A 12,653-nucleotide genomic window follows, 5' to 3' on the forward strand; every position below is an offset into this window, starting at 1 on the left:
ATGTGTCGAGGTTAGCGACCCGGCGGACGAGGACCAAATCGGCTGCCCGACGGGCCACCGACCCGGCCCTCGCGCGCCGGTCAGCGACCGCCCTCCAGGACGGCCTCCGCGGCGATCGCCCGCTCGATGGCCTGCTCGAGGCGGTCCTGCGCCTCGCCGTAGGCGGCGAAGTCACCGTCGGCGAGCGCCGCCTGGGAGTCGGTGATCGCCTGCCTGGCCGCCTGCAGCGCCTGGTCGAGCTGCTGCTGGGCCGCGGCCGGGTCGACCGGCCCCACGGTGGGGGCGGGCTCCTGGGTCGGCGCGCCGCCCTCGTCGTCGGGCGTGGGCGTCGGGGACACCGCGGGGACCGGGTCCTCGATCCCGCCGCCGTCGCCGACGTCGGGCACCGGCTGCTCGACCTCGCCCGTGTCGGGCAGCGCCCCCGCGTCGGCGTCCGGCGCGTCGGCGCCCGCGTCGCCTCCGAACAGGTCGTCGAGGGCCTCGTCGAGCGTCTCGCCGAAGCCGAGCTCGTCTCCGAAGGCGACGAGCACCCGCTGCAGCAGCGGGTACGACGTGTTGCCCGAGGACTGGATGTAGACCGGCTGTACGTACAGCAGCCCCCCGCCGATCGGCAGCGTCAGCAGGTTGCCGCTGCGCAGGTCCGACTGCCCGAGCGTGAGGATGTTGAGCTGCTCGTTGATGAGCGGGTCGGCGTTGAAGTCGTTCTGGACCTGGCCCGGTCCGGGCACCGTCTCGTCGTTGCGGATCTGCAGCAGCCGCAGCTGGCCGTAGCCCTCCCGCGGGCTGCCCTCCTCGTCGCCGGCGTCCGCGTCCACGGCGAGGAAGCCCGTCAGCACGTTGCGGACCTCGCCCCCGCCCTGGTTGGTCGGGATGAACGTCGAGCTGAGGCTGAACGACGGCTCCTCCTGCCCGGGCATCTGCAGCGACAGGTAGTACGGCGGCTGCAGCGCCTGGACCTCGTCGAGCGTCGGGTCGTCCGGCACGGACCAGAAGTCGGTGCCGTTGAAGAACGACGCCGGGTCGGTGACGTGGTAGCGCTCGAGCACCTCGCGCTGGACCTTGAAGATGTCCTGCGGGTAACGCACGTGCGCCATGAGCTCGCCGGAGATCTCGTCGACGTCCCGCACCGCGTCGGGGAAGACCCCGCGCCAGGCCTGCAGCACCGGGTCCTCGGTGTCCCACGCGTAGAGGGTGACCTCGCCGTCGTAGGCGTCGACCGTGGCCTTGACGGAGTTGCGGACGTAGTTCACGCGCTCCGGCAGCAGCGCGGTCACGTTGTCGGCGGTCGCCGTGGTCGAGGTCGCCGTCGCCTCGTCGAGCACGGTGCTGTTGGAGTACGGGTAGCGGTTGCTCGTCGTGTAGCCGTCGATGACCCACAGCACGCGGTCGCCGACGACGGCCGGGTACGGGTCGCCGTCCAGCTGCAGCCACGGTGCGACCTTCTCCACGCGCTCGCGGGGGTTGCGGTCGAACATGACCTGCGACTCGGGGTTGACCGCGTCGGACAGGATGATCTCCTCCGAGCGGAACTTGATGGCGAACAGCAGCTGGGTGAAGAAGTCGCCCATCGGCACGCCGCCGTCACCGTCGTACGTGACGTTCTGCTGCCCGGAGTCGACCGTGGAGTCGGGGTAGTCGAGCTCCTGCGGCGCCACGCCCTCCGGCCCGCCGACGATGCTGTAGTTGGGGCTGAACTCGCCGAAGTAGATCCGCTGCTGGAACTGCCCGAGGTCGGTCTCGGTGACGACCTCCTCCTCGGCGTTCGGCGCGACGATGCCGGACTGGAAGAACACCGGCTCACCGCCGGCGGTGCGCTGGTTGCCGTACGCCGCGACGACGCCGTACCCGTGCGTGTAGACGGTGTGGTCGTTGATCCAGTTGCGCTGCGCGGGCGGGAGGCCGTTGAGGTTGAGCTCGCGAACGGCGAGGACGGTGTCGCGCAGCTCGCCCTCGACCGAGTACTGCCCGACGTCGAGCGGGTCGGGGAAGGCGTAGAACTGCCGGATCTGCTGCAGCTGCTGGTACGTCGGGGAGACGAGCCCCGGGTCGAGCAGGCGGATGCCGGGGATGGTGCGGGCGTCCTGCGCGAGCGCGCCCCGCTCCGCCGACAGCTCCGCGTCGTAGTCGGTGACCTCGATCTCGTCGAGGCCGTACGCCGCGCGCGTCGCCGCGATGTTGTTGCTGATGTAGGGCGTCTGCAGGGACAGCTCGTTCGGCTGCACCTGGAAGCGCTGGATGACCTGCGGCCAGATGCCGCCCGCGGCGACGGCGACGAGGACGAGCAGACCGACGCCCAGGGCGGGCACGCGCCAGTTGCCGCGGATCGCGGTGAAGACGAACGTGAGCGCCACGAGCACGGAGACGACCGCGAGCAGCGTCCGCGCCGGGATGACGGCGTTGACGTCGGTGTAGAGCGGACCGGTGATGTCGCTGCTCTCCGACGTGGTGAGCGCGTAGCGCTCGAGCCAGTAGCTCGCGGCGCGCAGCAGCAGGAACAGCGCGCCGAGGACGGCGAGCTGTACCCGGGCGGCGCGGGTCGTCCGCTCCCCCGGTCCGCTCAGCCGGAGCCCGCCGTACAGGTAGTGGGTGAGCAGCGCCGCGAGCCCCGCGAGGAGGACGACCGCGGTGAGGAAGCCGACGAGGAACTGCAGGACCGGCAGGGTGAAGACGTAGAAGCCGACGTCGAGGCCGAACACGGGGTCGGTCTCGTCGAAGCTCTGCCGGTTGAGCCACAGCTGGACGTTGCGCCACTGCGCGGCCGCGGCGGAGCCCGCGAACAGCGCGAGCACGAGCGGGACGGCGATCCCGACGAGCCGGCGCAGCGGCTCCAGCTGCTCGCGGTAGCGGTCGAGCGCCTCCTGGCCGGGGGTCGACGGCGCGTAGATCGGCCGGCCGCGGAACGCGACGGTGAGGCTCGCCCACACGGCCACGCCCATGAGCACCGCGGCGGCCAGGAACAGCAGGGACTGGGTGACCAGTCGGGTGCGGAGCACGTCGAGGAAGCCGAGCTGCCGGAACCACAGCACCTCGGTCCACAGCTCGGCGAAGAGCACGAGCAGGAACACGAGCACGCCGAGCACGGCGATGGTCGGCGCCAGGGCGCCCCGGCGGCGGCGCGGCCGCGGACCCTGGGGTCCGCGCGGCGCGCGCGGCCCGGTCGGGCCCTCCGGTCCGTCGCTGGGCGGGCCGGGCGGGAAGGGGGCGCTCACCCTGCAGACGGTAACCCAGCGTGCTGGTCGCCGATCACCCGGACCGGGCCCGCCGCGGGCCGTCGAGCCGCTCCGTTACGGGGTCGTGACCTGCAGCGGGACCCCGCTGGGACCTGTCTGCACGCCGGCTGGGCGCGGGCCGTGCACGGTCCGGCGGCGGGCCGGGTCGGGGGCGCGCCGCGAGGCGGGGAGGATGGGCCCCATGACGGCAGGTGCGGACGGCCCGGACGGCAGCGACGAACCCGACGGCACGCGCGGGCCCGACGGGCCGGGCGGGCCGGGCGGGCCGCACGCTCGGGGCGCAGCGCTGCAGCGGGCAGTGGTGGAGGCGGAGTCGCACGTGCACCGCTTCGGCTGGGACGGACCGGTGCGGGTGTTCGCCCTCGTGCGGACCGCGGACGCGCTGGGTCGCGAGCCGGGGCTGGCCGCGGAGCTGCCGTCGGAGGACGCGGCCGCGGCCGACGCGGACCCCGACCACCTGCTCCTCGTCGAGCAGGACGGCCTCGACGAGCTCGCCGACCCCGCCGACCTCGAGGCGCTCCTGACGCGGCTCGCGTGGCCACCGGACGTGGACGGCGTCGCGGTCACCGTCGAGCGTGTCGTGGTGCCGCCGGAGGTGGAGGCCGAGGCGCCCGCGCAAGAGGAGGCGGCCCTGCGCTGGCTGGCCGAGCACCCGCGGCGGCGCGACGTGCGGCTCGCCGCGGGGGTGCTCCGCGACGGCAGCCGGGCGTGCGCGGTCCGCGCCCGTCCGGCCGCCGAGGTGGCGCCGGGCGGGGAGCGCGACGGCGCCGCGGGCGCCGTCGCGGACGGCGCGGCGGGCACGGGCGACGGCGACGTGGTCACCGGGCCGGACCTGCTGCCGGGCCTCACCCGCGCCCTGGCGGCGACGCTGGAGGAGTGAGGGGTCGCCGGCGCGACGGCTCCGGCTCCTGGCCGCGCCGTCAGCTGCCGGCGAGCACGTCCTCGCAGGTGGGCAGGTCGGCGGTGTCGTCCGCCGCGACGGCCTCGACGGCCGACACGGCCTCCTGCAGCGTGGCGACCGCGGTCACCTGCAGGTCGCCCGGCACGGCACCCACGACGTCACCGCAGTTCCCGGCGGGCGCGAGGAACCACGCGGCCCCCACCCCGTCGGCGCCGACCATCTTCTGCTGGATGCCGTCGATGGGACCGACGCGCCCGTCGTCGGTCATCGTCCCGGTGCCCGCGAGGTGGGCCCCGCCGGTGAGGGCGCCCGGCGTCAGCTTGTCGTAGATGCCGAGGGAGAACATGAGCCCGGCGCTCGGCCCGCCGATGCCCCCGACGTCGTACGCCACCTCGTAGGGCAGCTCGTACTCCGGCGCGAGCAGCACGCCGAGGATGACGGCACCGTCGTCGGCGGCGCCGAGCTCGACGGCCTCGGTCCGCTCCTCGCCGTCCCGCTGCAACGCCACCTCGACGGTGTCGCCCGGCTCGTATGTCTGCAGCAGGTCGATGAGCTCGCCGCTGCCCGCGACGCGCGTGCCGTCGACCCCGAGGACCACGTCCCCCTCCTCCAGGACGGCCTCGGCGGCCGGGTTCCCGCCGAAGCCGTTGACGACGAGGCTCACCGGGACGTCCTCACCCAGCTCCGACAGCGCCGCGACGGCCGCGCTCTGCTGGGCCGCGGTCATCTGCGCGGCGGAGGCCTCGCGGGCCTCCTCCCGGGTCTCCTCCGGCGGGTACACGGTCTCGACCGGGCGCAGGGACCTGGTCGGGTCGAGGTAGGCCTGGACGGCGTCGAGGACGCTGACGTCGTTGAGCGGTCCTCCCGCCACGCGGATGGTCGTGAGGTCCAGCTGACCCTCCGTCGGGTACGTCTCCGTCCCCTCGACGACGATGAGGTCCTGCCCGTCCGCGTTCGTCCCGAGCGTGTCCCGCACCGGGCCCGGGGAGAACACGACGTACGGCACGGGCGTCGCGGCGATGACGCCGGCGAGGACGACCGCGGCCATGCCGGCGACCACGAGCAGGACGGTCCGCGCGGACAGGTGCCAGCGCCGGTCGGGGGGTGCCGCACCGGCGTGCTGCTGCGCGGGCGGTGCTGTCGTCATGCGAGCTGCTCCACTCTCGGACGGGCCGACGGGGCGGCGGCTCGACCGTTCCAGGGTAGGTCGGCTCCGCGGTGGGCGAACGCCGGACCCCGCAGGGGAACTGCGCGGGCGCGGTGGTGGTTCCCTTGTCGACGCAGGAGGCTGGTGACATGAGCGACGACGACCGCCGCATGGGTTTCGGACCGGGCAACGGACCGGGTGAGCGACCCGGGGACGGCACGGGCGGACCCGGCCGCCCCGAGGGTCCCGGCGGGCCGGGCGGCTCGGGGGGCGGCTCCGGGGGCGCGGGCGGCTTCGGCGGGTCCGGCGGCTTCGGTGGGCTGCCCGGCTTCGGGGCCGGCGGCCCGGGTGGGTTCGACCCGTCGATGTTCGACCCGTCGCGGCTCGGCGCGGTGTTCGGGCAGCTGCAGCGGATCTTCTCCAGCCAGGCCGACGGACCCGTCGACTGGGACCTCGCCCGCCAGTCGGCCCGCGAGGCGGTCGCCGGCGACGACCCGACGCCGTCGTGGGGCGAGCGCTCCGCGGTGGAGCAGGCGGGTCGGCTCGCCGAGGTCTGGCTCGACGCGGTGACGACCCTGCCGGGCACCGGCGCGGCCGCGGAGGCGTGGTCCCGGGCCCAGTGGGTCGAGGCGAGCCTGCCGACGTGGCGCTCGCTCGTCACCCCCGTCGCGGAGAAGATGACGCGCTCGATGGGCTCGGCCCTCGAGGGCGGCACCGGCGACCTGCCGCCCGGGCTGCCGCCGGAGATGGCGGGGCTGCTCGCGAACGCGGGCCCGATGATGCAGCGCCTCGGCGGCGGCATGCTCGGCATGCAGCTGGGGCAGGCCCTCGGTCGCCTGGCCGGCGAGGCCGTGTCCGCGACCGACGTCGGCCTGCCCCTGCACCCGGGAGGCATGGCGCTCGTCCCCGTCAACATCCGGGCCGCGGCCGAGGGGCTCGGGGTGTCGCTGGACGACGTGCGGCTCTTCCTCGCGCTCCGCGAGGCCGCCCACGCGCGGCTGTTCGCCCACGTGCCGTGGCTCGCGCCGCGGCTCCTGGGAGCCGTGGAGGAGTACGCGGCTGGTATCGACGTGGACCCGGGCCGGATCCAGGAGATGCTGTCCGGCATCGACCCCAGCGACCCCGCCGCCCTGCAGGAGGCGCTGTCGTCCGGGGTGCTCGCCCCGGCGGAGAGCGACGCCCAGCTCGCGGCCAAGGCCCGGCTGGAGAACCTGCTCGCGCTCGTCGAGGGGTGGGTCGACACGGTCGTGGCGGAGGCGGCGCAGGGCCGTCTCGGACCGGTCGCCGCGCTGCGGGAGTCGGTGCGGCGCCGTCGCGCGGCGGGCGGCCCGGCGGAGCAGACGTTCGCGACGCTCGTCGGTCTGGAGCTGCGGCCGCGCCGCATGCGCGAGGCCGCCGCGTGGTGGGTCGCGCGGGGCGAGGCGGACGGCGACACCCGTGACGACGTGTGGCAGCACCCGGACCTGCTGCCCGACCTCGACGGGACCGGGGACGCGGCGTCCGCCGAGGCGCCGGCCGTCGGGACCGAGGGAACGGGCAGCGGGCCGGAGGCCGCCGGCGACGACATGGACGCCGAGCTGCGGCGGCTGCTCGAGGACGCCGAACGACAGGGCGGCACCGACGACGAGCCCGACGGGGAGCAGCGCGACTAGTCCGTGCCGTCGCGCTCCGGGTCAGCGTCGTCCTGGTCCGCGTCGTCCTGGTCCGCGTCGTCCTGGTCCGCGTCGTCCTGGTCCGCGTCGTCCTGGTCAGCACCGTCGGCTGCGCCACCGTCCCGCAGGGCGGTGTCGTAGCCCTCGAGGAAGCCGCGGGCCCGCTCGGTGCGGGGGTAGGGCGCGAGCAGCTGCCAGAAGCCCGGCCCGTGGGAGGGCTCCAGCAGGTGCGCGAGCTCGTGCAGCAGCACGTAGTCCAGCACCCAGGCCGGCAGCCCCTTCGCGCGCTCGGAGATGCGGATCGTGCCGTCGGAGGGGGTGCACGAGCCCCAGCGCTGTCCCTGCCGGCCGGACCAGCGCACGCTCGTCGGCAGGGCCCGGCCCTCCAGGTAGCGGCGGGAGAGCTCGGCGGCCCGCACGACGAGCTCGGAGTCCGACGGGCGGCGGCGCCTCTCGGACGCGCCGAGCCGCGTCACCATCCTGTCGACCCAGCGGCGCTCCTCCGCGGCGCTGAGCCGGGCGGGCACGAGCACGACGACGCGGTCGCCCTCGCGGTGCGCGCTCACCGTCCGCCGGCGCCGGTGGGAGCGGCGGACCTCGACCACCGGGGCGTCCGGGCGGGAGCCCGGCTCGTCGCCCGCGCCCACCATGGCCGCGACGCTACCCGCGCCTCACCGGCCGGTGAAGACCGGCGCGCGGCGCCCGGCCGCGGCCTCGAGGCCCGCCGCGGCGTCCGCGGTGGCGAGGGTCCTCGCCTGGGCGAGGGCCTCCCGGCGGAGGGCGTCGCGCAACCGGGCGCGCACGGGCGCCCGCAGGGTCGCCGTGGTGAGCCGTGTGGCGAGCGGAGCGCGGGCGGCCACCGTCCGGGCACGGTCGAGCGCGGCCGTGAGGAGCCCGTCGTCGTCGTGGACCTCCGAGGCGAGGCCGTGCCGGGCGGCCTCCTCGGCCCCGATGCGCCGGCCGGTGAGCAGCAGGTCGGCGGCGACGGTGGGTCCGGCGAGCTCGGGGAGCCGGCTCGTGAGGCCCATGCCGGGGTGCAGTCCGAGCGCGGTGAAGGGCACGGCCAGGTACGCCGAGCGCGCGAGGAGCCGGAGGTCGCACGCGAGGAGGAGACCGGCCCCCGCGCCCACGGCCGGGCCCGGCGCCGCCGCCACCACGGGGACGGGCACGTCGAGCAGCGACAGCCAGTCGTCGTAGTAGCGCGCCATGCGCTCGCGGAGCCGGCCGACGTCGGCGCCGGCCCCCGCGCCGTCCCGCAGCCACGCGAGGTCCCCGCCGGAGCTGAAGGCGGACCCTGTCGCGGTGAGAACGAGCGCCCGCAGCGTCGTGTCCCGGCTCAGGGCGGCCACGACGCGACGCCACGACGCCGTCATCTCCGTGCCCATGGCGTTGCGCCGCGCCGGGTCGGCGAGCGCGACGACGACGACCGACGGGTCCTCGTCGTCGCGGCGCAGGACCAGCCGGGGCGGCGGCGTCGCGAGCAGTCCCTCGAGGTCCTCCGGCGGCGCCACCCGTCCATCCTGGCCCACCGCTCCCCCCGGCGGGCGACCCACGCGGCCGACCCTGTGGACGGTCGACGTGACCGCCGGGCCTGTGGACGACGGCGCACGACGCGTGGCGCGTCGTACGACGCTGGGACGCGTGGCAGGACAGGCGCAGGAACCGCGTGCACCCGGACCGGACGGTGCCCTTCGCTGGGCGCCCGGGACCTCCCGGGCGGTCCGCGGCCCGCACGCGCTGCAGGTCGGCTCCGGCGTCGGGGCGGTGGTGCTCGAGCACCTCACCGCGGCCGACTGGACCGTCGTGGCGCGGCTGGACCGCGGGGAGCTGCGGGTGAGCGGGGCACGGGAGCGCGCGCTCGTCGACCCGCTGCGCACCCGGGGACTCGTGGTGCCCGCCGCGGGGACGGCGCCCGGGCCGGTCGCGGCGAACCCGCGCACCGGGCCCGCGGTCGCCGTGGTCGGCGGTCGTGGTCTCGGGGTGCTGCTGTGCGCGGCGCTCGCGGGGGCCGGCGCGGGGACCGCCGCCCTCGTCGACGACTCCACCGTGGGACCGGCCGACGTCCTGCCCGGTGGGGCGACCGCAGCCGACGTCGGACGCCGCGCCGTCCACGCGGCGGCCGAGGCGGTGCACCGGGTGTCGCCCGACGCACGCACCGCCTGCCCGACGGTGCCGGACCTCGTCGTGCTCGTCGCCGACGGCGCCCACGACGCGCCCGCCGGCTCACCGCTCGTGCAGGCCGGCACCGTGCACCTGCCGGTCCTGCGTCGCGACGACGGGGTCCGCGTCGGTCCGCTCGTCGTACCGGGTCTCGGTCCCTGCCTGCACTGCCTCGACCTGCTGCACCGCGACGTCGACCCGGGCTGGCCCGCGGTCGTCCGGGCCCTGCTGCACGACGCCCGCAGCACCGCGACCGCGCCGCCACCTCCGGCGACGAGCCTGGCCGTGGCCGCCGCGGCCCTCACCCTCGCCCTGCGGACCGACCTCGGCCGCTCACGGTCGGCGGGCGCCGTCGCGGGGGCGGCGGCCGTCGTCGACCGCTGGGGCGACCTCACCTGGCAGCGCTGGCCGTCGCACCCCGACTGCGGGTGCACCGGCCTGCCGGACACCGACCCGTGGGACGGCGCGTGAGGGTCCGGCCGCGGGGCGGCGCCGCCCGCCGACGTGGTGCCGTGGTGCGCGCACCGGGCTCACCCGACCGGGTGGCGGGCCGGCCGCGGCGGGGGCCGCTGCGCACGCCGTCACCGCCGGTGCGACGATGGCCGGGTGAGCGACCTCCCCCGCAGGACAGTCGCGCGGACGGCCCGGCTGGCGGCGCTGCCGCTGGGCATCGCGGGCCGAGCGGCCCTCGGGATCGGCAAGCGCGTCGGGGGCCGTTCCGCGGAGGCCGTCGCCGCCGAGATGCAGGCGCGCACGGCCGAGCAGGTGTTCCGCACGCTCGGCGAGCTCAAGGGCGGGGCCATGAAGTTCGGCCAGGCCATGAGCATCTTCGAGGCCGGGCTGCCCGAGGAGCTGGCCGCGCCCTACCGCGCGACGCTCACCAAGCTGCAGAACGCCGCCCCGCCCATGCCCAGCAGCACCGTGCACGCCCAGCTCGCCGCCGAGCTAGGACCGCGCTGGCGCTCGGACTTCGCCGACTTCGACGACCGCCCCGCCGCGGCCGCGTCCATCGGGCAGGTGCACCGGGCGGTGTGGCGCGACGGCACCCCGGTCGCGGTCAAGGTCCAGTACCCGGGTGCCGGCGAGGCCCTCATCAACGACCTCGACCAGATCACGCGCGCGGGGCGCCTCGGCGCCTCGTGGATCCCGGGCCTCGACATCAACCCGATCCTCGACGAGCTCCGCTCGCGCATGGCCGAGGAGCTCGACTACGGGCTCGAGGCGACCAACCAGCAGCAGTTCGCGGAGGCGTTCGCCGACCACCCCGTCTTCGCGGTCCCGCGGGTGCTCGCCCACGGCGAGCGCGTCATCGTCAGCGAGTGGCTCGACGGCACGGGCATGGCGGCCGTCATCGCCGCCGGTGACACCGGGCAGCGGGACCAGGTGGCGCGCCACTACGCCGAGCTGCTGCTCGCGGGGCCGCGCGACGCGGGCCTGCTGCACGCCGACCCGCACCCCGGCAACTTCATGCTCACCGACGACGGCCGCTTCGGGGTGCTCGACTTCGGCGCGGTCAAGCAGCTGCCGGACGGCATGCCGGCGGAGATCCCCGAGCTGCTTCACCTCGCCCTGGCCGGCGACGGCGAGGGAGTCCTCGCGGGGCTGCGGGGGGCGGGCTTCGTCAAGCCGGAGATCGACATCGACCCCGACTCGCTGCTGGAGTACCTCGAGCCGTTCCTCGCGCCCGCGCGCACCGAGGAGTTCCGCTTCAGCCGCCAGTGGCTGCGCGACCTCGTCGCCCACATCAACGACCCGCGGCGTCCCACGTGGTCGGTGGGGCTGCGGCTCAACCTGCCCCCGGAGTACCTGCTCATCCACCGCGTGTGGCTCGGCGGCATCGGCGTGCTGTGCCAGGTCGGCGGCTCCGTGCCGGTCCTCGACGTCCTCGAGGAGTGGCTGCCGGGGTTCGTGCGTCCCTGACCCGAGCCGGGTCCGGGGTGCGGGGGCCGGCACACCCGCGCGTGCGACGGCCCTGAGCGACTCCCCCGCGGAGGGGTCGCTCAGGGCCGGTGGACGGGTCCGGGCGCCGACGTCACCGCGCGACGCCGAGGGCGCCGGACCACGCGCTGGCCTCGCTGCGCTGGGCGGCGAGGGAGGCGAGCCGGAGCTGGCGGCGGGCGCGCTCCTGGGAGCGCTCCGTCGCCCGGCGCCGGCGCAGGGCGTGGACGAGCCGGGCGTCGTGCGCCGCGGCCAGGTCCCGGGTCCGCGCCTCGCGGACCAGGTCGTTCATGAGCATGTTCACTGCGTTCTCCTCGGGGTGGGCCACGCTCGCCAGGAGCGGCGCGGCGGTGTCCTGATGCACGTGCTGTCGGTGCGTGGTGCTCGTGGCCGGGCCCCTCAGGCCACGGCGTGCTTGCGGGGGCGGCCCCGCGGCCGCTTCCGCGGCACGACGACGCCCGCGAGGACGAGCTGGCCGCCCCAGACGCCCCACGGCTCACGCCGCTGCAGGGCGCCGTCGAGGCACGCGTCGACGAGCGGGCAGCCGGCGCACAGCGCCTTCGCGAGCTCGACGTCGGCCGGGGACTCGGCGAACCAGAGCTCGGCGTCGTGGACCCGGCAGGGCAGGTCCTGGTCGTCGGGGGCGAGGGTCGTCGGGTCGAGCAGGTCGGTGACGGTCACCGTCGGGTCCTCTCCGGGTGCGGCGTCCGGTCGGGTGGACCGGACGGTTCTCGGTGCGGGCCGGCTCGTGGCCGGGGAGGGGGCTCCGTTGCCCTGTCCCGCACCGGGTGCTACCCGGGAGACGAGAAGAGCCGCGGACCCCGATGGGTCCGCGGCTCCGACGTGGTCGGCTGGTGAGCCGTCAGTCGGTCGGTGGACCCGAGGGGGCGAAGGTGGGGGCGAGGCCGCCGGTGGCGATCCCGCCGCCGACGAACCGGTCGGCGACGGCACGGTCGCTGACGATCAGCCGGTCGGACTGGAGGCACACTCCACCCGTGGCACGGAGCGGCGACGTGGCCGCGTGGACACGGCTGTTGACGGTCGTGTACCGCGTGCGGGCGGCCGGACCGGTCGACATGTCGGTCGTCGTCTTCATGGGGAGCGCACCTCCTCTCGTCCCGTGGCGCGCAGGTCCTACCCCTGCGCTCGCGTGTGTCGAAGGGTAGGGGCGTCGCCGCGGCGCGCGCCACCTTATTTTTCGGGACCGGTTCCCGCCGGGTCCCTCAGTCGCCCCTCAGGCCGGCCGCGTCCCGCTCAGCCGACGCCGGCCGCGCCCGCGGCGGCGGTCACGGCCGCGACGACGCCGGCCCCGTAGCGGTCGAGCTTGACCGCACCGACGCCCGGGATGCCGGCGAGCTCGGCCACCGCCCGGGGGCGCCGCTCCGCGAGCACCTCCAGGGTCGCGTCGGTGAAGACGACGTACGCCGGCACCTGCGCCTGCTGGGCGGTGCGGCGACGCCAGTCCTGCAGGGCCTCGAACACCGCCGGGTCGTAGCGGGGCGGGCAGCCGGGGCAGCGCGCGGCCGTGCGCTGCGCCGCGGTCGTGAGCGGCACGCCGCAGCCGCGGCACAGCGCCGGCCGCGACGCGCGGGGGCCGCTCGGGCGCGACACCGGCCGGGCGCTCC

Annotated in this window: 12 protein-coding genes; 4 read left to right on the forward strand and 8 right to left on the reverse strand. The window is 76.3% G+C overall.

The features are described from left to right. Nucleotides 1-80: 80 nt before the first annotated feature. The gene (locus WAA21_RS15830) at nucleotides 81-3,209 is read right to left on the reverse strand and encodes a UPF0182 family membrane protein (RefSeq protein WP_336923800.1); all 3,129 of its coding nucleotides are present in this window, start codon (nucleotides 3,207-3,209) and stop codon (nucleotides 81-83) included. A gap of 202 nt (nucleotides 3,210-3,411) precedes the next feature. On the opposite strand from WAA21_RS15830, the gene WAA21_RS15835 reads away from it, so the two are divergent. Beyond that, nucleotides 3,412-4,110, forward strand: coding sequence for a PPA1309 family protein (locus tag WAA21_RS15835; protein ID WP_336923801.1), 699 nt, complete (start codon nucleotides 3,412-3,414; stop codon nucleotides 4,108-4,110). A gap of 40 nt (nucleotides 4,111-4,150) precedes the next feature. Here WAA21_RS15835 and WAA21_RS15840 read toward each other — a convergent pair whose 3' ends face one another. Beyond that, nucleotides 4,151-5,278: a YlbL family protein gene (locus WAA21_RS15840; protein WP_336923802.1), complete on the reverse strand. Its 1,128-nt coding sequence runs from the start codon at nucleotides 5,276-5,278 to the stop codon at nucleotides 4,151-4,153. Nucleotides 5,279-5,427: 149 nt separating this feature from the next. Between WAA21_RS15840 and WAA21_RS15845 the strand changes: the two genes are divergently transcribed. Further along, on the forward strand, nucleotides 5,428-6,930 hold the full coding sequence (locus WAA21_RS15845) for a zinc-dependent metalloprotease (RefSeq protein ID WP_336923803.1): 1,503 nt from the start codon (nucleotides 5,428-5,430) through the stop codon (nucleotides 6,928-6,930). Here the strand turns inward: WAA21_RS15845 and WAA21_RS15850 are convergent. After that, entirely contained in the window at nucleotides 6,927-7,580 is a 654-nt protein-coding gene (locus tag WAA21_RS15850; RefSeq protein ID WP_336923804.1) for a YgjP-like metallopeptidase domain-containing protein, read from the reverse strand. The two genes, WAA21_RS15845 and WAA21_RS15850, sit on opposite strands and share 4 nt — an antisense overlap. A 21-nt stretch (nucleotides 7,581-7,601) precedes the next feature. After that, the gene (locus tag WAA21_RS15855) at nucleotides 7,602-8,441 is read right to left on the reverse strand and encodes an enoyl-CoA hydratase/isomerase family protein (protein WP_336923805.1); all 840 of its coding nucleotides are present in this window, start codon (nucleotides 8,439-8,441) and stop codon (nucleotides 7,602-7,604) included. Between the two features lie 130 nt (nucleotides 8,442-8,571). On the opposite strand from WAA21_RS15855, the gene WAA21_RS15860 reads away from it, so the two are divergent. Then, a complete protein-coding gene (locus tag WAA21_RS15860; RefSeq protein WP_336923806.1) occupies nucleotides 8,572-9,561 on the forward strand; it encodes a ThiF family adenylyltransferase in 990 nt (329 codons plus the stop codon). 135 nt (nucleotides 9,562-9,696) lie between these two features. Beyond that, nucleotides 9,697-11,010: an ABC1 kinase family protein gene (locus WAA21_RS15865; RefSeq protein ID WP_336923807.1), complete on the forward strand. Its 1,314-nt coding sequence runs from the start codon at nucleotides 9,697-9,699 to the stop codon at nucleotides 11,008-11,010. A gap of 112 nt (nucleotides 11,011-11,122) precedes the next feature. On the opposite strand, the gene WAA21_RS15870 is transcribed toward WAA21_RS15865, so the two are convergent. The 4 genes from WAA21_RS15870 to WAA21_RS15885 all read right to left on the reverse strand — a co-directional run. Next, nucleotides 11,123-11,392, reverse strand: coding sequence for a hypothetical protein (locus tag WAA21_RS15870; protein ID WP_336923808.1), 270 nt, complete (start codon nucleotides 11,390-11,392; stop codon nucleotides 11,123-11,125). A 35-nt stretch (nucleotides 11,393-11,427) separates the two neighbouring features. Continuing rightward, nucleotides 11,428-11,709 (reverse strand): WhiB family transcriptional regulator, encoded by a 282-nt coding sequence (locus WAA21_RS15875; protein WP_336923809.1) that lies wholly within the window; start codon nucleotides 11,707-11,709, stop codon nucleotides 11,428-11,430. A 181-nt stretch (nucleotides 11,710-11,890) separates the two neighbouring features. Then, on the reverse strand, nucleotides 11,891-12,124 hold the full coding sequence (locus WAA21_RS15880) for a hypothetical protein (protein ID WP_336923810.1): 234 nt from the start codon (nucleotides 12,122-12,124) through the stop codon (nucleotides 11,891-11,893). Between the two features lie 158 nt (nucleotides 12,125-12,282). Next, nucleotides 12,283-12,653 (reverse strand): HRDC domain-containing protein (locus WAA21_RS15885; protein ID WP_336923811.1); only part of this gene is annotated, 371 nt, incomplete at its 5' end.

Origin of the sequence: Aquipuribacter sp. SD81 (assembly GCF_037153975.1) — a bacterium.
Taxonomy (GTDB): domain Bacteria; phylum Actinomycetota; class Actinomycetes; order Actinomycetales; family JBBAYJ01; genus Aquipuribacter.

Coding starts and splice junctions, on each gene's coding strand:
- WAA21_RS15835 (WP_336923801.1), top strand. CDS start 3,412: ATGACGGCAGGTGCGGACGGCCCGGACGGCAGCGACGAACCCGACGGC.
- WAA21_RS15840 (WP_336923802.1), bottom strand. CDS start 5,278: ATGACGACAGCACCGCCCGCGCAGCAGCACGCCGGTGCGGCACCCCCC.
- WAA21_RS15845 (WP_336923803.1), top strand. CDS start 5,428: ATGAGCGACGACGACCGCCGCATGGGTTTCGGACCGGGCAACGGACCG.
- WAA21_RS15850 (WP_336923804.1), bottom strand. CDS start 7,580: ATGGTGGGCGCGGGCGACGAGCCGGGCTCCCGCCCGGACGCCCCGGTG.
- WAA21_RS15880 (WP_336923810.1), bottom strand. CDS start 12,124: ATGAAGACGACGACCGACATGTCGACCGGTCCGGCCGCCCGCACGCGG.